The 22,692-nt window shown below is 60.3% G+C and carries 23 protein-coding genes; 12 read left to right on the forward strand and 11 right to left on the reverse strand.

Translation table 11 applies throughout. The features are described from left to right. Nucleotides 1–92: 92 nt before the first annotated feature. The 5 genes from glnA (at nucleotide 93) to ntrC (ending at nucleotide 5,660) form a co-directional block, all read left to right on the forward strand. A complete protein-coding gene (glnA, locus tag AC27VU_RS07700; protein WP_003220788.1) occupies nucleotides 93–1,499 on the forward strand; it encodes a glutamate--ammonia ligase in 1,407 nt (468 codons plus the stop codon). Between the two features lie 284 nt (nucleotides 1,500–1,783). Continuing rightward, a complete protein-coding gene (locus AC27VU_RS07705; RefSeq protein ID WP_488723811.1) occupies nucleotides 1,784–2,296 on the forward strand; it encodes a DUF4124 domain-containing protein in 513 nt (170 codons plus the stop codon). Beyond that, complete coding sequence (locus tag AC27VU_RS07710) at nucleotides 2,293–2,910, forward strand: DUF4124 domain-containing protein (protein WP_488723812.1); 618 nt, start codon at nucleotides 2,293–2,295, stop codon at nucleotides 2,908–2,910. Before AC27VU_RS07705 ends, AC27VU_RS07710 begins: the two co-directional genes overlap by 4 nt. A gap of 231 nt (nucleotides 2,911–3,141) precedes the next feature. After that, nucleotides 3,142–4,227 (forward strand): nitrogen regulation protein NR(II), encoded by a 1,086-nt coding sequence (gene glnL, locus AC27VU_RS07715; RefSeq protein ID WP_003220783.1) that lies wholly within the window; start codon nucleotides 3,142–3,144, stop codon nucleotides 4,225–4,227. Continuing rightward, nucleotides 4,224–5,660: a nitrogen regulation protein NR(I) gene (gene ntrC / locus AC27VU_RS07720; RefSeq protein ID WP_103485265.1), complete on the forward strand. Its 1,437-nt coding sequence runs from the start codon at nucleotides 4,224–4,226 to the stop codon at nucleotides 5,658–5,660. The genes glnL and ntrC overlap by 4 nt, the downstream gene beginning before the upstream one ends. Before the next feature lie 521 nt (nucleotides 5,661–6,181). Here ntrC and AC27VU_RS07725 read toward each other — a convergent pair. Continuing rightward, nucleotides 6,182–6,622, reverse strand: coding sequence for a hypothetical protein (locus AC27VU_RS07725; RefSeq protein WP_103485266.1), 441 nt, complete (start codon nucleotides 6,620–6,622; stop codon nucleotides 6,182–6,184). Here AC27VU_RS07725 and AC27VU_RS07730 point away from each other — a divergent pair. After that, nucleotides 6,621–7,076 (forward strand): tRNA (cytidine(34)-2'-O)-methyltransferase, encoded by a 456-nt coding sequence (locus AC27VU_RS07730; RefSeq protein ID WP_003220777.1) that lies wholly within the window; start codon nucleotides 6,621–6,623, stop codon nucleotides 7,074–7,076. The genes AC27VU_RS07725 and AC27VU_RS07730 overlap by 2 nt on opposite strands. Nucleotides 7,077–7,188: 112 nt before the next feature. Here the strand turns inward: AC27VU_RS07730 and secB are convergent, their stop codons facing one another. Genes secB through AC27VU_RS07745 form a run of 3 tightly spaced genes read right to left on the reverse strand, consistent with a single transcriptional unit; the run spans nucleotide 7,189 to nucleotide 8,401 of the window. Further along, on the reverse strand, nucleotides 7,189–7,674 hold the full coding sequence (gene secB / locus AC27VU_RS07735; RefSeq protein WP_025110924.1) for a protein-export chaperone SecB: 486 nt from the start codon (nucleotides 7,672–7,674) through the stop codon (nucleotides 7,189–7,191). A gap of 57 nt (nucleotides 7,675–7,731) precedes the next feature. Continuing rightward, on the reverse strand, nucleotides 7,732–7,986 hold the full coding sequence (grxC, locus tag AC27VU_RS07740; RefSeq protein ID WP_003220774.1) for a glutaredoxin 3: 255 nt from the start codon (nucleotides 7,984–7,986) through the stop codon (nucleotides 7,732–7,734). Nucleotide 7,987: 1 nt separating this feature from the next. Further along, nucleotides 7,988–8,401, reverse strand: a complete 414-nt coding sequence (locus AC27VU_RS07745) for a rhodanese-like domain-containing protein (RefSeq protein WP_003220772.1) — start codon at nucleotides 8,399–8,401, stop codon at nucleotides 7,988–7,990. Nucleotides 8,402–8,555: 154 nt separating this feature from the next. Between AC27VU_RS07745 and gpmI the strand changes: the two genes are divergently transcribed. From gpmI to AC27VU_RS07775, 6 genes are all read left to right on the forward strand, one after another. After that, nucleotides 8,556–10,085 (forward strand): 2,3-bisphosphoglycerate-independent phosphoglycerate mutase, encoded by a 1,530-nt coding sequence (gene gpmI / locus AC27VU_RS07750; RefSeq protein ID WP_262143477.1) that lies wholly within the window; start codon nucleotides 8,556–8,558, stop codon nucleotides 10,083–10,085. Between the two features lie 240 nt (nucleotides 10,086–10,325). Beyond that, nucleotides 10,326–11,612, forward strand: a complete 1,287-nt coding sequence (locus AC27VU_RS07755) for a murein hydrolase activator EnvC family protein (protein WP_003220768.1) — start codon at nucleotides 10,326–10,328, stop codon at nucleotides 11,610–11,612. A gap of 31 nt (nucleotides 11,613–11,643) precedes the next feature. Further along, nucleotides 11,644–12,963 carry a S41 family peptidase gene (locus AC27VU_RS07760; RefSeq protein WP_201136030.1) on the forward strand — a complete coding sequence of 440 codons (1,320 nt, stop codon included), beginning with the start codon at nucleotides 11,644–11,646 and terminating at the stop codon, nucleotides 12,961–12,963. A 2-nt stretch (nucleotides 12,964–12,965) separates the two neighbouring features. Beyond that, on the forward strand, nucleotides 12,966–13,742 hold the full coding sequence (locus AC27VU_RS07765; protein ID WP_473018618.1) for a divergent polysaccharide deacetylase family protein: 777 nt from the start codon (nucleotides 12,966–12,968) through the stop codon (nucleotides 13,740–13,742). A 133-nt stretch (nucleotides 13,743–13,875) separates the two neighbouring features. After that, on the forward strand, nucleotides 13,876–15,354 hold the full coding sequence (locus tag AC27VU_RS07770; protein ID WP_488723813.1) for a S1 family peptidase: 1,479 nt from the start codon (nucleotides 13,876–13,878) through the stop codon (nucleotides 15,352–15,354). A gap of 211 nt (nucleotides 15,355–15,565) precedes the next feature. Next, a complete protein-coding gene (locus AC27VU_RS07775) occupies nucleotides 15,566–16,870 on the forward strand; it encodes a Vps62-related protein (RefSeq protein WP_488723814.1) in 1,305 nt (434 codons plus the stop codon). On the opposite strand, the gene AC27VU_RS07780 is transcribed toward AC27VU_RS07775, so the two are convergent. The 7 genes from AC27VU_RS07780 to AC27VU_RS07810 form a co-directional block, all read right to left on the reverse strand. Next, on the reverse strand, nucleotides 16,851–17,606 hold the full coding sequence (locus tag AC27VU_RS07780; RefSeq protein ID WP_003220757.1) for a substrate-binding periplasmic protein: 756 nt from the start codon (nucleotides 17,604–17,606) through the stop codon (nucleotides 16,851–16,853). The two genes, AC27VU_RS07775 and AC27VU_RS07780, sit on opposite strands and share 20 nt — an antisense overlap. A gap of 73 nt (nucleotides 17,607–17,679) precedes the next feature. After that, entirely contained in the window at nucleotides 17,680–18,450 is a 771-nt protein-coding gene (hisF, locus tag AC27VU_RS07785) for an imidazole glycerol phosphate synthase subunit HisF (RefSeq protein WP_003220755.1), read from the reverse strand. A gap of 9 nt (nucleotides 18,451–18,459) precedes the next feature. After that, entirely contained in the window at nucleotides 18,460–19,197 is a 738-nt protein-coding gene (hisA, locus tag AC27VU_RS07790) for a 1-(5-phosphoribosyl)-5-[(5-phosphoribosylamino)methylideneamino]imidazole-4-carboxamide isomerase (protein ID WP_003220753.1), read from the reverse strand. Between the two features lie 42 nt (nucleotides 19,198–19,239). Then, complete coding sequence (locus AC27VU_RS07795; RefSeq protein ID WP_103485273.1) at nucleotides 19,240–19,500, reverse strand: DUF2164 domain-containing protein; 261 nt, start codon at nucleotides 19,498–19,500, stop codon at nucleotides 19,240–19,242. Further along, nucleotides 19,501–20,139: an imidazole glycerol phosphate synthase subunit HisH gene (hisH, locus tag AC27VU_RS07800; protein WP_103520111.1), complete on the reverse strand. Its 639-nt coding sequence runs from the start codon at nucleotides 20,137–20,139 to the stop codon at nucleotides 19,501–19,503. Next, the gene (gene hisB / locus AC27VU_RS07805) at nucleotides 20,139–20,732 is read right to left on the reverse strand and encodes an imidazoleglycerol-phosphate dehydratase HisB (RefSeq protein ID WP_007909204.1); all 594 of its coding nucleotides are present in this window, start codon (nucleotides 20,730–20,732) and stop codon (nucleotides 20,139–20,141) included. The genes hisH and hisB overlap by 1 nt, the downstream gene beginning before the upstream one ends. Before the next feature lie 270 nt (nucleotides 20,733–21,002). Continuing rightward, nucleotides 21,003–22,667, reverse strand: a complete 1,665-nt coding sequence (locus tag AC27VU_RS07810) for an OFA family MFS transporter (RefSeq protein ID WP_103520112.1) — start codon at nucleotides 22,665–22,667, stop codon at nucleotides 21,003–21,005. Nucleotides 22,668–22,692 lie beyond the last annotated feature (25 nt).

The following is a 22,692-nucleotide window of genomic DNA, read 5'->3' on the forward strand; positions in this document are numbered from 1 at the left end:
GTGAGGCAGGTTGCCTTGGCAGAGTATCTGCGCCGGCATCACCCATATTAAGGGCATCCACTACCAAGCCCTAAGCCACCCCGGAGGACACTATGTCGAAGTCGGTTCAACTCATCAAAGATCATGACGTCAAGTGGATTGATCTGCGCTTCACGGACACCAAAGGCACTCAGCACCACGTGACCATGCCGGCTCGCGATGCGCTGGAAGACGACTTCTTCGAAGTCGGCAAGATGTTCGACGGTTCCTCCATCGCTGGCTGGAAAGGCATCGAAGCCTCCGACATGATCCTGCTGCCGGACGACGACACTGCCGTTCTGGACCCGTTCACCGAAGACGCGACCCTGATCCTGGTCTGCGACATCATCGAACCGTCGACCATGCAAGGTTACGATCGCGACCCGCGCGCCATCGCTCACCGTGCCGAGGAATACCTGAAGACCACCGGTATCGGTGACACCGTCTTCGCAGGTCCCGAGCCAGAGTTCTTCATCTTCGACGAAGTGAAGTTCAAGTCCGACATCTCCGGTTCGATGTTCAAGATCTACTCCGAACAAGGCTCGTGGATGTCCGACCAGGACATCGAAGGCGGCAACAAAGGCCACCGTCCTGGTATCAAAGGCGGCTACTTCCCGGTTCCGCCGTTCGACCACGACCACGAAATCCGTACTGCCATGTGCAACGCACTGGAAGAGATGGGCCAGACCGTTGAAGTTCACCACCACGAAGTGGCGACTGCCGGTCAGAACGAAATCGGTGTCAAGTTCAACACCCTGGTGAAGAAAGCTGACGAAGTTCAGACGCTGAAATACGTTGTACACAACGTTGCCGACGCATACGGCCGCACCGCGACCTTCATGCCGAAGCCACTGTACGGCGACAACGGCTCGGGCATGCACGTGCACATGTCCATCGCCAAAGACGGCAAGAACACCTTCGCAGGTGAAGGCTATGCCGGCCTGTCCGAAACCGCTCTGTACTTCATCGGCGGTATCATCAAGCACGGTAAGGCCCTGAACGGCTTCACCAACCCGGCCACCAACTCCTACAAGCGTCTGGTGCCAGGTTTCGAAGCACCGGTGATGCTGGCCTACTCGGCTCGCAACCGTTCCGCCTCGATCCGTATTCCTTACGTCAACAGCCCACGCGGCCGTCGTATCGAAGCCCGTTTCCCGGATCCGGCTGCCAACCCGTACCTGGCTTTCGCAGCACTGCTGATGGCCGGCCTGGACGGTATCCAGAACAAGATCCACCCAGGCGACGCCGCTGACAAAAACCTGTACGACCTGCCGCCTGAAGAGGCGAAAGAGATCCCACAAGTTTGCGGCAGCCTGAAAGAAGCCCTGGAAGAGCTGGACAAGGGCCGTGCGTTCCTGACCAAGGGCGGCGTGTTCTCCGACGACTTCATCGACGCTTACATCGCGCTGAAATCCGAAGAAGAAATCAAGGTCCGCACCTTCGTACACCCACTGGAATATGAGCTGTACTACAGCTGCTGATCCGGTAGCGCTGCGCTACGCGGCGTAACAAAAAGAGGCCTCCTTCGGGAGGCCTTTTTTATTGCGCGGATTTCGTTGGCGCCGCACGACCCTGTGGGAGCGGGCTTGCTCGCGAAGGCGTCTGTCAGTCACCATCATCTTCAATGACCGACCGCATTCGCGAGCAAGCCCGCTCCCACAGGGGCATTGCAGCGCCTGAATGATTTGCGGATATGTCCAGGGTTGGGCCAATTGCTGCACCTGGCCTATGCTCCACCCCATCGTTTTCATTGCCGGTCGATTTCATGGGTCGCACCTTTCTCTACCTCCTGCTGCTGATCGCCCTGCCCGCCGCCGCGCAGATCTACAAGTACACCGACGCCAGCGGCAACACGGTCTACAGCGATCATGCGCCGGACGGTGTAAAGGCGCTGCCGGTAGAGCTGCCACCGCTCAACAGCGTCGAACCGCAGGCACCGAGCGCACCGGCGCCCGCCAGCACGGACACGCGCCCAGCGGCACGCAGTGCTTATGAAGTGCTGGAACTGACCGGCCTGCCCAGCGAAGAAGCCCTGCGCGCCAACAACGGCACCTTCACCGTCAACGTGCAGATCAAGCCGCGCCTGCAGTCGCCGCACCAACTAAGACTGGTATTGGACGATGCGCCCTACGGCCAGCCGAGCAACGTGCCGATCCTGCAACTGGTGAATGTCGATCGCGGCGAGCATCGTCTCGCGGTGCAGGTGATCGACGGTGAAGCGAGCATCCAGCAGAGCCCGGCGGTGGTGTTCACCGTGCAGCGGGTGCACAAGCCGTGAGGATTTTCTGGCTGATCCTGTGCCTGTGCGCCCTGCCCGTGCACGCCGAGGTCTTCACCTATGTCGACGCCCAGGGCAATCGCGTCTACACCGACCAGCCGCGCGGCAACGCCAAGCGAGTACCTATCGCGACCAGTAATCGAATGTCGGCCAACCCCACGGCTGCAGCACCGATCAGCGCTGCAAAAAAGGTCGCGGAACAACCGCTGTTCCACTACGACATGCTGCGCATCCTGATCCCCGAGCCGGACGCGACCATTCGCAGCAGTGCGGGAGAGGTGATCGTCAGCGTCACCAGCGAACCCGGTTTGCAGCAGGGCCATCGCTATCGCCTGCTGCTCGACGGCCAGGCCACTGGCGAGCCGGGCCTGAGTCCGGTATTCCCATTGAGTAACATCGACCGTGGCAGCCACAACCTGTCGGTGGAAATCCTCGATGCCGAGGGTCGCATCGTCGAGCGCACCGCCAACCAGCCGTTCCACATGCTGCGCATCTCGCTGGCGCAGAAACGCCAGGTCAAACCCTGTGTCAGCGAGGACTACGGCGTGCGCCCGGAATGTCCGCTGAAAGACAAACCCGCCGAAGAAAAAAATCCCTTCCTGCGTTTCTTCTAACGCCGTTCAGCTTTGCGCACTATATTGGTGCATAAGGTTGCACCGTACCCACATCCCAACCCATTTTGGTTCGAAACTTCCCGTTCTCGTGCATTGAGCGCCACGCAAATGAGCGTCAAACGCCTGTTTCAGGGGTTGAGCGCTTCTTTTCGGAGCCTTGGTTTGGTTTTTGCATTTTCCGTTTAACGACGCCTGCTTCTTGCGCACGCTCCGCCCCCAAAAGAGGCTCCGATGACTATTAGCGACGCAATCCACCGTTTGCTGCTCGACAACCTGACCACCGCCACCATCCTGCTCGACGCCGAATTGCGCCTCGAATACATGAACCCGGCGGCGGAAATGCTGCTGGCCATCAGCGGCCAGCGCAGCCATGGGCAGTTCATCAGCGAGCTGTTCACCGAGTCCACCGAGGCGCTCAACTCATTGCGCCAGGCAGTCGAACAGGCGCACCCGTTCACCAAACGCGAAGCGATGCTCACCGCCCTCACCGGCCAGACCCTGACCGTGGATTACGCGGTGACGCCGATCCTCAGCAACGGCGCGACCATGCTCCTGCTGGAGGTACATCCGCGCGACCGTCTGCTGCGGATCACCAAGGAAGAGGCGCAGCTGTCCAAGCAGGAAACCAGCAAGATGCTGGTGCGCGGCCTGGCCCACGAGATCAAGAATCCGCTCGGCGGTATCCGTGGTGCGGCGCAGTTGCTGGCCCGTGAGCTGCCGGAAGACAGTCTGCGCGACTACACCAATGTGATCATCGAAGAGGCCGACCGCCTGCGCAATCTGGTCGACCGCATGCTCGGCTCCAACAAGCTGCCGTCACTCGCGCTGTGCAACGTCCACGAAGTGCTGGAGCGCGTCAGCCAACTGGTCGAAGCGGAAAGCCAGGGCTGCATCACCTTGGTGCGCGACTACGACCCGAGCATTCCCGACGTCCTGATCGACCGCGAACAAATGATTCAGGCCGTACTGAACATCGTGCGCAACGCGATGCAGGCGATCAGCAGCCAGAATGAGCTGCGTCTGGGCCGCATCAGCCTGCGCACCCGGACCATGCGCCAGTTCACCATCGGCCACGTCCGTCATCGCCTGGTGACCAAGATCGAGATCATCGACAACGGCCCCGGGATCCCCGCGGAACTCCAGGAAACCATTTTCTTTCCCATGGTCAGCGGCCGCCCGGACGGTACTGGGCTGGGCCTGGCCATTACCCAGAACATCATCAGCCAGCACCAGGGCCTGATCGAGTGTGACAGCCACCCCGGCCACACCACGTTCTCGATCTTTCTGCCACTGGAACAAGGAGCCACATCGACATGAGCCGTAGTGAAACCGTGTGGATCGTCGATGACGACCGTTCTATCCGTTGGGTTCTGGAAAAGGCCTTGCAGCAGGAAGGCATGACCACCCAGAGCTTCGACAGCGCCGATGGCGTGATGAGTCGTCTGGCCCGTCAGCAGCCTGATGTGATCATTTCCGATATCCGCATGCCGGGCGCCAGTGGCCTCGACCTGCTGGCGCGCATCCGCGAACAGCATCCACGGTTGCCGGTCATCATCATGACCGCTCACTCCGACCTGGACAGCGCGGTGGCCTCGTATCAGGGCGGCGCGTTCGAATACCTGCCCAAGCCTTTCGACGTGGACGAGGCGGTATCGCTGGTCAAACGCGCGAACCAGCACGCACAGGAACAGCAAGGCCTGGAAGTGGTGCCGGCGCTGACCCGCACGCCGGAAATCATCGGCGAAGCACCGGCGATGCAGGAAGTGTTTCGCGCCATCGGCCGCTTGAGCCATTCCAACATCACCGTACTGATCAACGGCGAATCCGGCACCGGTAAAGAACTGGTGGCGCACGCCCTGCACCGCCACAGCCCGCGCGCGGCCTCGCCGTTCATCGCGCTGAACATGGCGGCGATCCCGAAAGACCTGATGGAATCCGAGCTGTTCGGCCACGAGAAAGGCGCGTTCACCGGCGCGGCCAACCTGCGGCGCGGGCGCTTCGAACAGGCTGACGGCGGCACGCTGTTCCTCGACGAAATCGGCGACATGCCGGCCGATACCCAGACCCGCTTGCTGCGGGTGCTGGCGGACGGTGAGTTCTATCGCGTCGGCGGCCATGTGCCGGTCAAGGTCGACGTGCGGATCATTGCCGCGACTCACCAGAATCTGGAAACCCTGGTGCATGCCGGGAAATTCCGTGAGGACTTGTTCCACCGCCTCAACGTGATCCGTATCCACATTCCACGCCTGTCGGACCGTCGCGAAGACATCCCGACCCTCGCCAAGCATTTCCTCAGCCGCGCTGCGCAAGAACTGGCGGTGGAGCCGAAGCTGCTGAAGAGCGAGACCGAGGAATACCTGAAAAACCTGCCGTGGGGCGGCAACGTGCGCCAGTTGGAGAACACCTGCCGCTGGATCACCGTGATGGCCTCCGGGCGCGAAGTGCACATCAGTGACCTGCCACCGGAACTGCTGAGCCTGCCACAGGATTCGGCGCCGGTGACCAACTGGGAACAAGCGCTGCGCCAGTGGGCCGATCAGGCGTTGGCCCGCGGCCAGTCGAGCCTGCTCGACAGCGCGGTGCCGGCGTTCGAGCGGATCATGATCGAGACTGCACTGAAGCACACCGCCGGTCGGCGGCGCGATGCGGCGGTATTGCTTGGCTGGGGGCGCAACACCCTGACGCGCAAGATCAAGGAATTGGGGATGAAGGTGGATGGCGGGGACGAGGATGAGGGGGATGAGGGCTGATCAACCACGCCCTCTGTGAGAGTGGGCTTGCTCACGAAAGCGCTGTTCATGAAACGTATCAGTGACTGACGCGACGCCTTCGCGAGCAAGCCCGCTCCCATAGTAGCCCCGCCGTGCACCAACCTAATGCACTTTGACCCGTGATCGGGCATCGCAGCCGTTGCTAAAAACATCCAGGCAAGGCTGAAAAACCCAGCCAGTAAAAACACGAAAGCCCCGATTTACGGGGCTTTCGCGCATCTGAAGCTTTTTTCTGTTTCGAAATACTAAAACTGGCACGCGCCCTGCAATAACCCCTAACAGGTGATTCGATTCACCACCCGTTTCGGGGACCTTGGTACAGGCAGGCCGGGGAATCCCCTCTTTACACCGGGCTCACAGCGCCAACGCGATGCGCCCACCCTTTTGGGATCCTTGGTACAGGCAGGCCGGGGGTTCCCTCTTTACACCGGACCGACGCTCGCAGCGAAGTCCACCCCGTTTTGGGAACCCTGGTACAGGCAGGCCGGGGATTCCCGCTTTTATTGCTCCCGGAGATGGATCTCCAGCCGCCAGCGGTCATCGACCTTGCTCCCGGCCCACTCCCCTTGCAGCGGCCGCGCCGCCAGCACCGTCAGCAACAACCCACCGTCACTCACGCGCGTTCGCCAGTTCACGTCCTTGCCGTTGAGCTTAAGCTGCCCCTTCTGCGCCTTGCCCTCTGCCTGAAACAACAGGGCCACGGTGCCATCGATGATTTCGCCGTGCAGCTGCGGTTCGTTGTTGAACCACACCACCAGGCCGTCAGCGGTCACCTCGACCTGCTGCAGCACAGTCGGATCCGGCGTGGTCAGGCGACCGATCATCAAGCCGACCATCAAGCCGAAGATCGCCAGCGAACCGATCACCCGCGGGAATAGTTTCGAACGCGGGTCGGCTTGCGGCGTAGAATGCGCGTCATCTTTACCTTCGGAGCCGTGCATGTTTCACGTCATCCTTTTTCAACCAGAAATTCCGCCGAACACCGGCAACGTTATCAGGCTGTGCGCCAACAGCGGCTGCCACCTGCATTTGATCGAACCGCTGGGTTTCGAGATGGACGACAAGCGCTTGCGCCGGGCCGGTCTCGACTACCACGAATATGCCACGTTGCAGCGCCACGCCGACCTCGCCAGTTGCCTGGAAAGCCTCGGCAACCCACGGCTGTTCGCCTTTACCACCAAAGGTTCGCGGCCGTTTCACGATGCCGCGTTCGTCCCGGGCGATGCGTTCATCTTCGGCCCGGAAAGCCGTGGCCTGCCGCCGGAAGTGCTGGACGCCCTGCCCGCCGAACAGCGCCTGCGCCTGCCGATGCGCGAAGGCTGCCGCAGCCTGAACCTGTCCAACACCGTGGCGGTGGCCGTGTACGAAGCGTGGCGGCAGAACGACTTCAAATAACCCGCCGCCCGCAAAAACATCACCCCTGCGGCAGCTCCTACACGAAGGTTTCGTTTGCCCCATGAAAAAAGCGCCTTTAAACGGCGCTTTTTTCATGGGGCAAACGAAGCTTTTATTGTACGGTCGGCGTCTCGCCCGCTGCCTGCATGCGCTGCAGCTCTTGCGCGTACAGGGCGTCGAAGTTCACCGGAGCCAGCATCAGGGCCGGGAACGAGCCACGGGTCACCAGGCTGTCCAGGGTTTCGCGAGCGTACGGGAACAGGATGTTCGGGCAGAACGCACCCAGGGTGTGGCTCATCGAAGCCGCGTCGAGGTTCTTGATCAGGAAGATACCGGCCTGTTGCACTTCAGCGATGAAGGCCACTTCGTCACCGTTTTTCACGGTAACCGACAAGGTCAGCACGACTTCGTAGAAATCGCCTTCCAGCTCTTTCTGGCGGGTGTTCAGATCCAGACCGACGGTCGGGTCCCACTGCTGGCGGAAGATCGCCGGGCTTTTCGGGGCTTCGAAGGACAGGTCGCGTACGTAGATGCGCTGCAAGGAGAATTGCGGTGCGGTTTCTTCTTCGCTGGCTGCAGTGTTCTGTTGGTCAGTCATCTCAGATCCTTTCTGATCTTGGGTCTTTTAGGGATTGCTGTACGTGGGTGCAGCCGTTCAGGCCTTGAGCAGCGCGTCGAGCTTGCCGGCGCGCTCCAGGGCATACAAATCATCACAACCGCCGATGTGCTTTTCGCCGATCCAGATCTGCGGCACGGACGTGCGTCCGGCCTTCTGGCTCATGGCAGCACGAATCTGCGGCTTGCCATCGACCTTGATCTCTTCGAAGGCCACACCTTTGTTCGCGAGCAATTGCTTGGCTCGCATGCAGTAAGGGCAGTAATCGCTGGAGTAGACGATGACTTCGCTCATATCACTTCACCAGCGGCAGGTTGTCGCCTTTCCAGCTGGAGATCCCGCCGGACAGCTTGGCGGCGGTGAAGCCGGATTTCATCAGCTCGCGAGCGTGGGTGCCAGCGGTCTGGCCCAGAGCGTCGACCAGAATGATGGTCTTGGCCTTGTGCTTTTCCAGCTCGCCGATGCGCGCAGCCAGCTTGTCTTGAGGAATGTTGATCGCGCCAACGATATGGCCGGCGGCGTAATCTTTCGCCGGACGGATGTCCACCACCACGCCTGCGTCCTTGTTGACCAGTGCGGTCAGTTCGCCGGTGCTCAGGCTTTTACCGCCGCCCTGCATCGTGTGCGCCAGCAGCAAAGCCAGCAATACGACGAAGATACCGACAAGAATGTAGTGGTTAGTGGCAAATTCAATCAGGTGAGCAACCATCGAAGGAGGTTCCAGGGCGTTAAAATGTCGGCCAGTATACACAGCCCCTAGGGTGGGCCAAACCCCGTCCGGCGGTGACGTGGTCGGAACTAAGCATTAAACTCGCCACTCCCTTTTTCAACGCCCTCTTCTTTATTAGCCACGAGTGGATTCCATGACTACCACGCCTAAACCTTTGGTCCTGATGATTCTCGACGGCTTCGGTCACAGTGACAGCCACGAATCCAATGCCGTGTATGCGGCGAAGAAGCCTGTGCTCGATCGTCTCTGGGCCACAGTGCCGAACGGCCTGATCTCCGGCAGCGGCATGGACGTCGGCCTGCCGGACGGCCAGATGGGCAACTCCGAAGTCGGTCACATGAATCTCGGCGCCGGGCGCGTGGTGTATCAGGACTTCACTCGCGTGACCAAAGCGATCCGCGACGGCGAGTTCTTCGAGAACCCGACCATCTGCGCCGCTGTGGATAAAGCCGTGGCCGCCGGCAAAGCCGTGCATTTCATGGGCCTGCTGTCCGATGGCGGCGTGCACAGCCATCAGGATCACCTAGTCGCGATGGCCGAACTGGCCTTCAAGCGCGGCGCCGAAAAAATCTACCTGCACGCCTTCCTCGATGGTCGCGACACGCCGCCGAAAAGCGCCACGTCGTCGATCGAACTGCTCGACGCGACCTTCCAGGCGCTTGGCAAGGGCCGTATCGCCAGCATCGTCGGTCGCTACTTCGCGATGGACCGTGACAACCGCTGGGACCGCGTGTCCCAGGCCTACAACCTGATCGTCGACGGCAACGCCGAGTTCAACGCCGCCACGGCCCAGGAAGGCCTCGAAGCCGCCTACGCCCGTGGCGAGAGCGACGAATTCGTCAAAGCCACCACCATCGGTGAGCCGGTCAAGGTCGAAGACGGCGACGCCGTGGTGTTCATGAACTTCCGCGCCGACCGTGCCCGCGAGCTGACCCGCGTATTCGTCGAAGACGATTTCAAGGAGTTCGAGCGCGCGCGCCAGCCGAAACTGGCCGGTTTCGTCATGCTGACCCAGTACGCCGCCAGCATCCCTGCGCCGTCGGCCTTCGCCGCCGGCAGCCTGGAAAACGTGCTTGGCGACTATCTGGCGAAGAACGGCAAGACCCAGCTGCGCATCGCCGAAACCGAAAAATATGCACACGTGACCTTCTTCTTCTCCGGTGGCCGTGAAGAGCCGTTCCCGGGTGAAGAGCGCATCCTGATTCCGTCGCCGAAAGTCGCCACCTACGACCTGCAGCCGGAAATGAGCGCGCCGGAAGTCACCGACCGCATCGTCGATGCCATCGAGCATCAGCGTTACGACGTGATTGTGGTCAACTACGCCAACGGCGACATGGTCGGCCACAGCGGCGTGTTCGATGCCGCGGTGAAAGCCGTGGAATGCCTCGACACTTGCGTCGGGCGCATCGTCGAGGCGTTGGAAAAGGTTGGCGGCGAAGCGCTGATCACCGCCGACCACGGCAACGTCGAAAAAATGGCCGATGAAGAAACCCACCAGGCTCACACCGCGCACACCACCGAGCCAGTGCCGTTCATTTATGTCGGCAAGCGTGACCTCAAGGTCCGTGCAGGTGGCGTACTGGCGGACGTGGCGCCGACCATGCTGATGCTGCTGGGTCTGGAAAAACCGGCGGAAATGACTGGTACGTCGATTCTGGTGTAATTCGCCAGATCAAACACCGCCAAACCCTGTGGGAGCGGGCTTGCTCGCGAATGCGGAGTATCAGCAACGTTGATGTTGACTGACGCCCCGCATTCGCGAGCAAGCCCGCTCCCACATTGGTTTTGCGCTATTTTTATTACCGAATCTGCTCCAGTTATCACACAAGCCCAATTGGGCGTTTTTTTTGCAGCCTCGGGCGGGCATACTAGGCCGTCCATTACCCTGGTGCCGCCCGCCTCTATGCTCCGCGTCCTGATCGCCCTCGCTCTGACATGCCTGCTCCAACCGGCCTTCGCTGACGAGCGCGCGCAAACCCAACAGCAGCTGGATGCCACGCGTCAGGACATTGCCGAGCTGAAAAAGCTGCTGGGCAAGCTGCAGGAAGAAAAATCCGGCGTGCAGAAAGAGCTCAAGGGCACTGAAACCGAGATGGGCAAGCTCGAGAAGCAGGTCGATGCCCTGCAGAAAGAGCTGAAGAAAAGCGAATCCGAGCTGCAGCGGCTCGATGCGGAGAAAAAAAAACTCCAGAGCGCGCGCACTGAACAGCAGCGACTGATCGCCATCCAGGCCCGCGCGGCCTACCAGAACGGCCGTCAGGAATACCTCAAGCTGCTGCTCAACCAGCAGAATCCCGAGAAATTCGCCCGCACCCTCACCTATTACGATTACCTGAGCCAGGCCCGCCTGGAGCAGTTGAAGAACTTCAACGAAACCCTGCGCCAACTGGCCAATGTCGAAAAAGACATCGCCACGCAACAGGCGCAATTGCTGGTACAGAAAAGCAGCCTCGACACCCAGCGCGACGAGCTGGAAAAGGTCCGCAAGGAACGCCAGCAAGTCCTCGCCAAGCTCAACGATGACGTCAAGGCCCGCGACCAGAAACTCGCCGCCCGCGAGCAGGATCAGGCAGACCTGTCTAAAGTCCTTAAAACCATTGAAGAAACCCTGGCCCGCCAGGCTCGTGAGGCAGAAGAAGCGCGGCAGAAAGCGCTGATCGCCCAGCAGGAAGCGGAAAAAAAGCGTTTGCGTGAGGCGCAGGCTGAAAACAGCGACGCCCCACGAAAACCCGCCAGATCAACCCCCGGCGCACTGGTGTCCAGCAGCGGCGAGACCTTTGGCGGCCCTTTTGCCGCAACCCGGGGAAAACTTCCATGGCCGGTTGATGGTCGATTGCTGGCACGCTTCGGCGAAAGCCGTGGCGACGATGCCCGGACCAAGTGGGATGGCGTGATGATCAGCGCCGCTGCCGGCAGCCAGGTGCATGCCGTGCATGGCGGGCGCGTGGTGTTCGCCGACTGGTTGCGTGGCGCCGGGCTGCTGGTGATCCTTGATCATGGCAATGGTTATCTGAGCCTTTACGGTCACAACCAGACACTGCTCAAGTCGGCCGGTGACGTAGTAAAAGCCGGTGAGTCGATTTCCACTGTCGGTAACAGTGGCGGTCAGGACACACCAGCGCTGTATTTCGCAATTCGTCAGCAGGGTCACCCGAGTGATCCGGCGCAATGGTGTCACGCGCAAGGATAAGCGCGTCGCCTAATTCAGGAGTTCGTTCGACATGCTGCATTTGTCCCGCCTTACCTCGCTGGCCCTGACGATCGCTGTGGTGATCGGCGCGCCTCTGGCGTTCGCTGCTCAACCGGCCCCGGCCGTCGCTCCGGCAGGTACTGCCGCGACCTCCAAGGCACCGCTGCCGCTGGAAGAGTTGCGTACCTTTGCCGAGGTCATGGATCGAATCAAAGCCGCCTATGTCGAGCCGGTAGACGACAAGACCCTGCTGGAAAACGCGATCAAGGGCATGCTCAGCAACCTCGATCCGCACTCCGCCTATCTGGGCCCTGAAGACTTCACCGAGCTGCAGGAAAGCACCAGCGGCGAATTCGGCGGCCTCGGTATCGAAGTCGGCTCGGAAGACGGCTTCATAAAAGTCGTGTCGCCAATCGACGACACGCCTGCGTCCAAGGCTGGCATTCAGGCTGGCGACTTCATCGTCAAGATCAACGGTCAGCCGACTCGCGGCCAGACCATGACCGAAGCCGTGGACAAGATGCGCGGCAAGATCGGCCAGAAGATCACCCTGACCCTGGTGCGCGACGGCGGCACGCCGTTCGACGTGACCCTGGCGCGCGCCGTGATTCAAGTGAAGAGCGTCAAGGCGCAGCTGCTGGAATCGGGCTACGGCTACATCCGCATCACCCAGTTCCAGGTCAAGACCGGCGAAGAGGTCTCCAAGGCCCTGGCCAAGCTGCGCAAAGACAACGGCAAGAAGCTCAACGGCATCATCCTCGACCTGCGCAACAACCCGGGCGGTGTGTTGCAGGCAGCCGTGGAAGTGGTCGACCACTTCATCAAGAAAGGTCTGATCGTCTACACCAAAGGCCGAATCGCCAACTCCGAACTGCGCTTCTCCGCCACCGGCAAGGACGAAAGCGAAGCGGTGCCGATGGTGGTGCTGATCAACGGTGGCAGCGCCTCGGCGTCGGAAATCGTTGCCGGTGCCCTGCAGGACCAGAAACGCGCGGTGGTCATGGGCACCACCAGTTTCGGCAAGGGCTCGGTGCAAACCGTGCTGCCGCTGAACAACGACCGCGCGCTGAAGATCACCACGGCGCTGTACTTCACGCCGAACGGCCGCTCGATCCAGGCCCAGGGCATTGTCCCGGACATCGAAGTGCGCAAGGCCAAGATCACCAACGAAGCGGACGGCGACTACTTCAAGGAAGCCGACCTGCAAGGCCACCTGGGCAACGGCAACGGCGGCGCAGACAAGCCGACCGGTTCCGGCGCGAAGGCCAAGGCCATGCCGCAGGATGACGATTACCAACTGGCCCAGGCCCTGAGCCTGCTCAAAGGGCTGAGCATCACGTCCGGCCGTTGAGGATGTCTTTGCGTTTCCTCTTCGTCCTGCTGTGCTGTCTGGGGGGTGCTGCGCACGCAGAACCCCCCAGCACTACCCCGCCAAAAGCCTATCTGACGCTGATCATCGACGACCTGGGACAGAACCTGCCCCGGGATCGCCGCGTGCTGGCCCTGCCCGGCCCGGTGACCACGGCGATCATGCCCGACACCCCGCACGCCACCGAATTCGCCCGCGAAGCCCATCGCGCCGGCAAGATCGTGATCCTGCACATGCCGATGGATCCGGCCACCGGCCCGTACGCCTGGCACCCCGAACTGCCGCTCGAAGAGCTGCAAAAGCGCCTCGACGCCGCGTTCAAAATGGTCCCTTACACCGCGGGCATCAACAACCACATGGGCAGTCGCATGACCGCGCAACCGGTGGCGATGGCGTGGCTGATGGGTGAGTTGCAACGCCGCCACAAGTTCTTCGTCGACAGCCGCACCAGTGCGCAAACCGTGGCGGCGCAGCAGGCACAGAAAATCGACCTGGCGAGTGTTTCGCGGGATGTATTCCTCGATGACGAACGCACCGAAGCAGCGATTTTCACCCAACTGCAGACCGCCATCAGCCTGGCGCGCAAACAGGGATCGGCGGTGATGATCGGTCACCCGTACCCGCAGACGCTGGCAGTGTTGGAGCGTGAATTGCCGAAGCTCAAGGCCCAGGGCATCGAGTGGATCGACATCAAGCAGATGATCAGCGTGCGGAGCAACAGGGCGACCGCTGCACACGGGAAAAATGGTATTTATCGCTAACCGGCCAATTAATTAACTTCTTATTACCCCGCGCCGAATCCAACAAATAGCAACACCTTGGAAATTCACTAACAACAAAACTCATTTATTCTGCGCCAGTCTTGCACCCCAACACACTCGCCAAGGACTGGCCATGAACTTAAAGAACATCTACACAGGCTTTTTATTACTTCCTGCATTCTCGCTGCCTGCTTATTCCATCCCAGTGGATTATGGCAAGGGCATTGAGAACTTCTCATCCTCTTATTACCTGAAAAACCAGGATGGTGACTATAAGTACTGGAACGGAATAGGCGTATACAAAAGCCCTGGGCAACTTACCTGCACCGCTTTTCTGATCGACACAAACAGCTCTGATGCGTCCGACTCTGCCTATGCACTGACCAGCGCACATTGCGTGGGCAAGGAAAATGGCGTCATGCGAATAGATGACCCCATCGAAGGCACGATCACCTTCAACCATTTCAATGACACACCGGATGCCCGCAAGGCCGTCCCTCTGAAAAAAGTAGCCTGGAGCAGTATTCAGGGTGTCGATCTGGCTCTTTTGGAACTAGGGATGTCACAAGGCGAACTTCTGGCACAGGGCATTACGCCCATGAAACTGGCAGAACAACCACCGGCCGAAGACACCGACATTCTGATTGTGCACGGACCCGGTGGAGCGCCATTACGAATTTCAGCCTGTACCCACGTACCTTCGCCGGCCATTTTCGAAAAGCCCTGGGTCTGGCGGCATAGTCTCAGCAATCAGTGCAAAGACGTTGCCTCCGGAAGCTCCGGGAGCCCTGTCATTGTTCGAGCGACCAACGAAGTCTATGGCGTTCTGGGTACGCTTGCAGCCCATCTGACGCCGCTGCCCGGCTACGGCCAGATGCCGAGCGGCAGTTACGGTAGTTCAACCTCGGTTTTCAACAATTGCTTTATCGATGGCAAACTCAATACCAACCCACAGGTGTGCGAGTTATTTCCGGCAGCTTCCATCAGGCTACCCGCCGAACTGCCAATGCACGCAAAAATCAGCGTAACTACGCAAGGCAGTTATGAGTATCCCGCGTGGAACTTCGAAGTAACCGCCAGCACCCGATTTATTCGAACCAAACGTACTGCCGACTCACTCGATTGCGAAAAGCCTGAAGGCTACAGCCAACCGATCAACAGCGACACCCGCACCACTCGGTTGAATGTTCCAATGGGACCTGAAACCGGGACTAATAACCTTTGCATTATCGCCACGGACGATACCAGCGAAGTATTACCCGCCGGAACTTACCGCAACGCCGTGACCGTTCCTACCTATCTGATTGATGCGGGCCCGACACCAGCTCCTGCCCTGGACGCTTTCTATGACAAAGAGACAGACCGAGTGATATTCCTCTGGCCGAAAAGGAACATCGAGGGCATTGATCGTTATGAAGTAAAAGCCGGCCCTGCGGATACAACCCGTTGCGTCGATCCGCAGGGGTATACCGTTCCAAAATACAATTGGGTTCGCCGAGAAAGCAACTTCCCCATGAAATTCTGCATGTATGCCCTCGATACCAACAATCAGCGCTCAGTGCTGAAGGAATACATCCTGCAATGGGAAACGCTCAAAAATCGCGCCCCTTGATCTGAACGGCGCCCCGCAGCCTTGTGCTTCTGCATCAACGGCAAACAGAAGAAGCGCAAGGCTGCCAATGGCCAAGATGATGTCTATCGGAAATATCCGGTCACTACGCTGAATACATAGTTACCGCCAAAGGCCTGGCGCGAATACCGATAGTGAGACCTGCAACGGGTCGCGACTCCCTTGAGTCGTCGTTCAACTATCAGGAGTGACTATGACCATTCATGAACAGGCCGCAGCGCCATCCAGGCCAATCGAGCCGATCAGACACGACAACCTGCTGATCCAGTTCACCACGGAATACCACCGAATCTGGGACAGCGCCGGCTCGCGGGCAAAACCTGCGGCTTTCTGGCGGCCGACACCAGCGCCGGATGTATTACCGGGCTATTTCCCGCTCGGCGATGTGTTCATTGCCGGACACGACAACATTAACGGCAGCACCGTGGTCGCCGTGGTTTGCGAGGCCGATACCCCCAGCGCGGATCCAACCCGGGGCCCGGCACTATGTCGCCCGGACGACTTCGAATTGATCTGGAAAGACTCCGGCTCAAAATCGAAGAAAGACGGGGCCGTATGGCGACCGCTTGCCCCGCAAGGTTATGTGGCCATGGGAGCGGTCTGCTCCAATGATCATGAAAAACCTTCAGTCAATGCGGTTCGCTGTGTGCGTGCCGATCTGGTGATCGCATCGGACGTCGGCGAGCTGATCTGGAATGACAAGGGCAGCGGCGCCAGACAGAGCTTCAGTGCCTGGAGTGTTGCACCGCGCAGCGCCCCGCCGGGAGAGATTCACTTCGCGCCAGGCACTTTTGTGGCGGCCAACGGTTTCGGCAAACCCGAGGGCGATGGCGGCGCTTACTCACTGCGGATGCAGATCGCGCCGCAGATCCTGTCGGCGCCTTCGCTGCCGACGCTTTCCGGATCGAACGTTTCGCAAATCCACGCGGCGGCCACGCTTGCTCAAGTCGTCGAACTTCCCTGGTTCGTCATCAAGGATGACCTGTCACCCCTGGAACAACTGCGCACCAGCCCCCTCTATCGTCTGGAAAGAACCGATCACTACTATCTGGTCGGGAGCGGACACAACACGAGCGACCAGGCCTGCTCGTTCAAGTGGACGGCGCAGCGACTGCAGAACTCCAAGATGCTGCGCCTGTTCACGCAGCTCACAGCGATCAATTTCGTGGGGCCGTGGGCAACGACGGCAGACGCTCAACCATCACTGCCGTTCTCGGCAAGATTGAACAGCCAGTTCACCCACAGCGAGACCTCAAGCAGTGGCTGGCAGACTGCGTTTGTCACCCAAGTCCTCGCCATGGCCGGCAAAGGCAAGTTCGTCGCGGTGTATCAACTGGAGAGTTTCTACGAGCTGGTGCGTGGAGACGGTTCACAGGCAGGGATCAACCTCGGCTACACCGAGTGCGAAAACCTGCATCTGCTGCAATATCCGCTGGAAGAATGCAGCCACGATACTGCGGACAAGGCGTTGCCGACCACTACAGATACCGTCCCATGATCTCGTCCACCACACCGTCCTTGCGCATCTGATCCAGCGCCGCCTGCAACCTGGCGACCGTTGCATCCGACACGTCCTTGTTCAGCGCCAGGTACAACTCGGCGCTGTTGAAGCGCAGCACGGTCTTGAGTCCGGTGACCCCATCCTGCCGCGCCAGATAACGCCCGGCAGGATCACCCGTGGCCCACAGGTCGATCTGGCCATTGACCAGTTTTTTCGCGTTGTCCTGATCACGCAGCACCACGATCGGCTTCAGGCCCTGCTTGGCCAGCGTCTCGGCAATCGCGTCACCCTTGTAGGCGCCGATCTTGTATTTGCGTGCATCGTTGAGGGTGTCGAGGGTGATCTTGCTGTCGGCCCTGGCCAACATGATCCAGTCGTCCGGACCGATCGGGCCGACCCATTTGAACAGGTTCTCGCGATCGGGCAGGCGAGCCATCACGAAGGCGCCATAACCGGGGTTTTCCAGCGCCAGTTTGTAGACCCGCTCCCATGGGAAGCGCAGCGTCAGGCTGTAGGTGAGCCCGGCGCGCTTGAACATTTCGCGCACGATGTCGGCGGCAATGCCGTTGATATTCTCGCCCTTGGCGAAATTCTTGCCGTCTTTCGCCATGTTGTAGGGCGGGAAGTTTTCGGTGAGGAGCACCAGATCGGTGTCGGGACTGTTTTCGGCCCGCGCCGTGTTGAGCAGCAACACAGAGGCACTGGCGAGAACAAGAAGCAGGCGTTTGATCATGTCGGGCTACCGGAATCCATGGCGTGCCCAAGAGTGCCTTGGGTACGCCATGCTGTCCACTGGCCTGTACGGTTTAGCGCATGACAATTCCGCGTTGCGCCATGTAGGCCTTGGCCTCCTGCACGGTGTATTCGCCGAAGTGAAAAATACTCGCCGCCAGTACCGCGCTGGCGTGGCCTTCGAGGATGCCGTCGGCCAGATGCTGCAGGTTGCCGACGCCACCGGAAGCGATCACCGGGATGCCCAGTGCATCGCTGATCGCCCGAGTCACGCCGAGGTCGAAGCCGTTTTTCATGCCGTCCTGATCCATGCTGGTCAACAGGATCTCGCCGGCACCGAGGCCTTCCATTTTTTTCGCCCACTCGACTGCATCGAGACCGGTCGGCTTGCGCCCGCCGTGGGTGAAGATTTCCCAGCGCGGGGTTTCACCCGGGCCGGAGACCTTCTTCGCGTCGATGGCGACGACGATGCACTGCGAGCCGAAATGCTGCGCGGCTTCGCCGACGAACTCCGGATTGAACACCGCTGCGGTGTTGATCGAAACCTTGTCCGCACCGGCATTGAGCAGGTTGCGAATGTCCTGCACGGTGCGCACGCCGCCGCCGACGGTCAGCGGGATGAACACCTGGCTGGCCATGCGCTCGACGGTATGCAGTGTGGTGTCGCGACCATCGACGCTGGCGGTGATGTCGAGGAAGGTAATCTCGTCGGCACCCTGCTCGTCATAACGACGGGCGATTTCCACCGGGTCACCGGCATCGCGGATGTTCTCGAACTTCACACCTTTGACGACCCGGCCGTTGTCCACGTCCAGGCAAGGGATGATGCGTTTGGCCAGCGCCATGGTCAGTCCTCAGCCTTGGTACGAATCGCAGAAAGCTTGCGCTTCAGCGACGTCGAGGGTGCCTTCGTAGATCGCCCGGCCAGTGATTGCACCGATGATGCCCGGCGCCTTGGCGTCGAGCAGCGACTTGATGTCACCCAGATTGTGGATACCGCCGGAAGCAATCACCGGGATCTTCGTCGCTGCCGCCAGCGCAGCGGTGAACGGTACGTTGCAGCCCTGCATCATGCCGTCTTTGGCGATGTCGGTATAAACGATCGAGGACACACCGTCGGCTTCAAACTGCTTGGCCAGATCGATGACTTGCACGGTGCTGATTTCAGCCCAGCCATCGGTGGCGACGAACCCGTCTTTGGCATCCAGACCGACGATGATTTTGCCCGGGAACGCGCGGCAGGCCTCAGCGACGAACGCCGGATCCTTCACCGCTTTGGTACCGATGATCACGTAGCTCACGCCCGCCTTGACGTAGTGCTCGATGGTTTCCAGCGAGCGGATACCGCCGCCGATCTGGATCGGCAGGGTCGGGTAGCGCTTGGCGATCGCGGTGACCACTTCGCCGTTGACCGGCTGGCCTTCAAATGCGCCGTTCAGATCGACCAGATGCAGACGGCGGCAACCGCCCTCCACCCACTTGGCAGCCATGCTCACCGGGTCATCGGAGAACACTGTGGAATCTTCCATGCGGCCCTGGCGCAGACGTACGCAGGCACCGTCTTTAAGATCGATAGCGGGAATAATCAGCATCTGGCAAACCTTCAAATTTGAATGTTCAGCTTGGCTCGGAAATCAGTTTTTCTCGAGCGCCCACAGGTCGCTTTCGATGCTTTCAAACCGCTCTTTGAGGTGAGTCTGCACATCGAAAATCGCCCTGTTGTAATAGTGCGGAGCAATTTCGCGGGTAAACAGCTCAAGAATTTCCGCCGCCTCGAACGAACCCAGGTCGAGTTCGAACCGATCCTCCATGAACCGCTGGATCTTGCGGCTGGCCTCGTTCTCCTGCTCGGGAGTGAGGGTCAGAATCGGCGGTTTGGACTTCTTGGCGGCCATTTACCAGCGACCGTCCCACGCGGCGAAGTTCTGCAGCAATTGCAGGCCATGGGTATGGCTCTTCTCCGGGTGGAACTGAACGGCGAAACGCGAGCCTTCGGCCAGCGCTGCTGCGAAATCGACCCCGTAATGACCGCTGCCGACTACCTGCCGCGCATTGGCGGCAGCGATGTAGTAGCTGTGCACGAAGTAGAAACGCGCCTTGTCCGGAATGTCGTGCCACAGCGGGTGGCTGACCTTCTGCTGCACTTCGTTCCAGCCCATGTGCGGGACTTTCAGGTGCTCGCCGTCTTCATGCAGGTCTTTGCCGAAGAACTTCACCGCGCCCGGGAACAGGCCGATGCAGTCGACGCCATCGTTCTCTTCGCTGCTGTCGAGCAGGGCTTGCATGCCGACGCAGATGCCGAGGAACGGACGATCCTGGCTGACTTCACGCACCAGCGCGTCGAAACCGAGGCGACGGATCTCCGCCATGCAATCGCGAATCGCGCCAACGCCAGGGAATACCACGCGGTCGGCTTCGCGAATCACGTCCGCGTCGCTGGTGATCAGCACCTTGCCGGCGCCGACGTGCTCGAGGGCCTTGGCCACCGAGTGCAGGTTGCCCATGCCGTAGTCGATAACTGCAACCGTCTGCATTACAGAACGCCTTTGGTCGATGGCATTTGCCCGGCCATGCGCTCGTCCAGCTCGACGGCCATGCGCAGCGCGCGGCCGAAAGCCTTGAACACGGTTTCGATCTGGTGGTGGGTGTTGGTGCCACGCAGGTTGTCGATGTGCAGGCTGACCAGTGCGTGGTTGACGAAGCCCTGGAAGAATTCCTGGAACAGGTCGACGTCGAAGCCGCCCACGGTGGCGCGGGTGTACGGCACGTGCATCTGCAGGCCTGGACGGCCGGAGAAGTCGATCACCACGCGCGACAGCGCTTCATCGAGCGGCACGTAGGCGTGGCCGTAGCGACGGATGCCTTTCTTGTCGCCGATGGCTTTGGCGAAGGCCTGGCCGAGGGTGATACCGACGTCTTCCACGGTATGGTGGTCGTCGATATGCAGATCGCCCTTGCATTCAATATCCAGGTCGATCAACCCGTGACGGGCGATCTGATCCAGCATGTGCTCAAGAAAAGGAACACCGATATCGAATCGGGCCTTTCCGGTGCCATCAAGGTTGATCGAGGCTTTGATCTGGGTTTCCAGAGTGTCGCGCTCGACAGACGCCTTACGTTCGGCCATCACCAGCTCCGCAAAATCATTGGGCGAAAAAGGCAGCCATTATAGGCACGCGGGGCCGAAACAGAAACACGAGACGTGATATGGCTGACGGACAGACTCCCGTGTTGTCGGGGATAGACATGTCCATACAAGCCATTTGAAGCAGCACAAAACAAATGTGGGAGCGGGCTTGCTCGCGAAGAGGGAGTGTCAGTCAACATCAATGCTGAATGACATACCGCCTTCGCGAGCAAGCCCGCTCCCACAGGGGTACTGCGTTTTACCCATTACTTAGTGAAACAGTACCGCCGTCTTCTGCAGGGTCACCCACACACCCCACGCCAACGGAATACCCACCACCAGCCATGCAGCCACAGCCAGCGGCTTGCTGCCCGGTGCGGCTTTCCACTCCAGCACGGTGCTCGCATCAGCACCCTTGTCGTGGCCCAGCGCCTGTTCGGCAGCCAGTTCGGCGTCGGTCATGAAGTACTTGTCGGCCACCGGACGGACCAGCAGGTTGCACAGGAAACCCAGCACCAGCAGGCCCGCGAGGATGTACAGGGTGATGTCGTAAGCGGCAGCGCGTTCAACGCCGATGCTCAGTTGATACTCGCGCAGGTAGTTCACCAGCACCGGACCGAGCACACCGGCCGCAGCCCAGGCGGTCAGTAGGCGACCGTGGATCGCGCCAACCATTTGCGTGCCGAACAGGTCGGCCAGATACGCCGGAACGGTCGCAAAACCACCGCCGTACATCGACAGGATGATGCAGAACGCCGCGACGAACAGCGCAACGTTGCCCAGATGGCCCATGTTCGGGATCAGCGCGTACAGGGCAAAACCGAGGGCGAAGAACACGAAGTAAGTGTTTTTGCGACCCAGGTAGTCCGAGAACGAAGCCCAGAAGAAGCGGCCACCGATGTTGAACAGGCTCAGCAGGCCGGTGAAGCCGGCAGCGATCGCGGCAATCGAAGCCAGTTGCCCGGCATCCAGTTGACCGAACGGCACGTCAACGCCCAGCAACTTGCCGCCGAACACTTCCTGCAGCAGTGGCGAAGCCATGCCGAGGATGCCGATACCGGCCGATACGTTCAGGCACAGCACCAGCCACACCAGACGGAACTGCGGGGTTTTCCACGCCACATTCACGTGCACGTGACGGTGGGTGATCATCGCGTTCGAAGCTTTTTTCGCTGGAGCGGTCCAGCCTTCAGGCTTCCAGCCGGTTGGCGGCACGCGGTAGGCCAGGGCGCCACCGATCATGAACACGAAGTAGATCGCCGCCATGGCCACGAAGCTCTGCCAGACACCGACACCGGCAGGCGAAGCGAAGTGGCTCATCAGTGCCGTCGCCAACGGTGCACCGACCATCGCGCCGCCACCAAAGCCCATGATCGCCATGCCGGTCGCCATGCCGCGCTTGTCCGGGAACCACTTGATCAGGGTCGATACCGGCGAGATATAGCCCAGGCCCAGACCGATACCGCCGATCACGCCGGAGCCGATCCACATCAGCCAGATCTGGTGGGTATAGATCCCCAGTGCCGAGATCAGCAGACCGCCGCACCAGCACAGTGCCGAAACCACACCAGCCTTGCGTGGCCCGGCGTGTTCCAGCCAGCCACCCCAGATCGCTGCCGAGCAGCCGAGGAAGATGAAGAACAGGGTGTAGATCCAGCCGAGCATGGAGATCGGCCAGTCGCATTGCGAAGAGAAGACCTGAGCGATGAAGCTCATGTCCGGCGCGCAAGCCACTGGCGCGGTGACGCCCAGCGCCTTGGACAGCGGCAACCAGAACACCGAGAAACCGTAGGCCATGCCGATGCACAGGTGGATGGCCAGCGCGGCCGGTGGAACCAGCCAGCGGTTGAAACCGGGCTTGGCGATGATGCGTTCCTTGGACAGGAACGCAGGCTGGTCGGCGCGAAGGCCGTCCGCCGTGATACTCGTGCTCATTGTGTATCCCCCAATTATTAGTATG

The sequence above is a fragment of the Pseudomonas sp. 14P5.3.2 genome (assembly GCF_057799175.1).

Excerpts from the sequence above, each read along its gene's own strand:
- AC27VU_RS07810 (WP_103520112.1), bottom strand. The coding sequence starts at position 22,667 with ATGAGCACGAGTATCACGGCGGACGGCCTTCGCGCCGACCAGCCTGCG.
- ntrC (WP_103485265.1), top strand. The coding sequence starts at position 4,224 with ATGAGCCGTAGTGAAACCGTGTGGATCGTCGATGACGACCGTTCTATC.
- AC27VU_RS07730 (WP_003220777.1), top strand. The coding sequence starts at position 6,621 with ATGTTTCACGTCATCCTTTTTCAACCAGAAATTCCGCCGAACACCGGC.
- AC27VU_RS07725 (WP_103485266.1), bottom strand. The coding sequence starts at position 6,622 with ATGCACGGCTCCGAAGGTAAAGATGACGCGCATTCTACGCCGCAAGCC.
- hisB (WP_007909204.1), bottom strand. The coding sequence starts at position 20,732 with ATGGCCGAACGTAAGGCGTCTGTCGAGCGCGACACTCTGGAAACCCAG.
- secB (WP_025110924.1), bottom strand. The coding sequence starts at position 7,674 with ATGACTGACCAACAGAACACTGCAGCCAGCGAAGAAGAAACCGCACCG.
- AC27VU_RS07765 (WP_473018618.1), top strand. The coding sequence starts at position 12,966 with ATGTCTTTGCGTTTCCTCTTCGTCCTGCTGTGCTGTCTGGGGGGTGCT.
- gpmI (WP_262143477.1), top strand. The coding sequence starts at position 8,556 with ATGACTACCACGCCTAAACCTTTGGTCCTGATGATTCTCGACGGCTTC.
- AC27VU_RS07770 (WP_488723813.1), top strand. The coding sequence starts at position 13,876 with ATGAACTTAAAGAACATCTACACAGGCTTTTTATTACTTCCTGCATTC.
- AC27VU_RS07795 (WP_103485273.1), bottom strand. The coding sequence starts at position 19,500 with ATGGCCGCCAAGAAGTCCAAACCGCCGATTCTGACCCTCACTCCCGAG.
- glnL (WP_003220783.1), top strand. The coding sequence starts at position 3,142 with ATGACTATTAGCGACGCAATCCACCGTTTGCTGCTCGACAACCTGACC.
- AC27VU_RS07775 (WP_488723814.1), top strand. The coding sequence starts at position 15,566 with ATGACCATTCATGAACAGGCCGCAGCGCCATCCAGGCCAATCGAGCCG.
- AC27VU_RS07745 (WP_003220772.1), bottom strand. The coding sequence starts at position 8,401 with ATGGTTGCTCACCTGATTGAATTTGCCACTAACCACTACATTCTTGTC.
- hisA (WP_003220753.1), bottom strand. The coding sequence starts at position 19,197 with ATGCTGATTATTCCCGCTATCGATCTTAAAGACGGTGCCTGCGTACGT.
- hisH (WP_103520111.1), bottom strand. The coding sequence starts at position 20,139 with ATGCAGACGGTTGCAGTTATCGACTACGGCATGGGCAACCTGCACTCG.
- AC27VU_RS07780 (WP_003220757.1), bottom strand. The coding sequence starts at position 17,606 with ATGATCAAACGCCTGCTTCTTGTTCTCGCCAGTGCCTCTGTGTTGCTG.
- AC27VU_RS07755 (WP_003220768.1), top strand. The coding sequence starts at position 10,326 with ATGCTCCGCGTCCTGATCGCCCTCGCTCTGACATGCCTGCTCCAACCG.
- hisF (WP_003220755.1), bottom strand. The coding sequence starts at position 18,450 with ATGGCGCTGGCCAAACGCATCATCCCTTGCCTGGACGTGGACAACGGC.
- glnA (WP_003220788.1), top strand. The coding sequence starts at position 93 with ATGTCGAAGTCGGTTCAACTCATCAAAGATCATGACGTCAAGTGGATT.
- grxC (WP_003220774.1), bottom strand. The coding sequence starts at position 7,986 with ATGAGCGAAGTCATCGTCTACTCCAGCGATTACTGCCCTTACTGCATG.
- AC27VU_RS07760 (WP_201136030.1), top strand. The coding sequence starts at position 11,644 with ATGCTGCATTTGTCCCGCCTTACCTCGCTGGCCCTGACGATCGCTGTG.
- AC27VU_RS07705 (WP_488723811.1), top strand. The coding sequence starts at position 1,784 with ATGGGTCGCACCTTTCTCTACCTCCTGCTGCTGATCGCCCTGCCCGCC.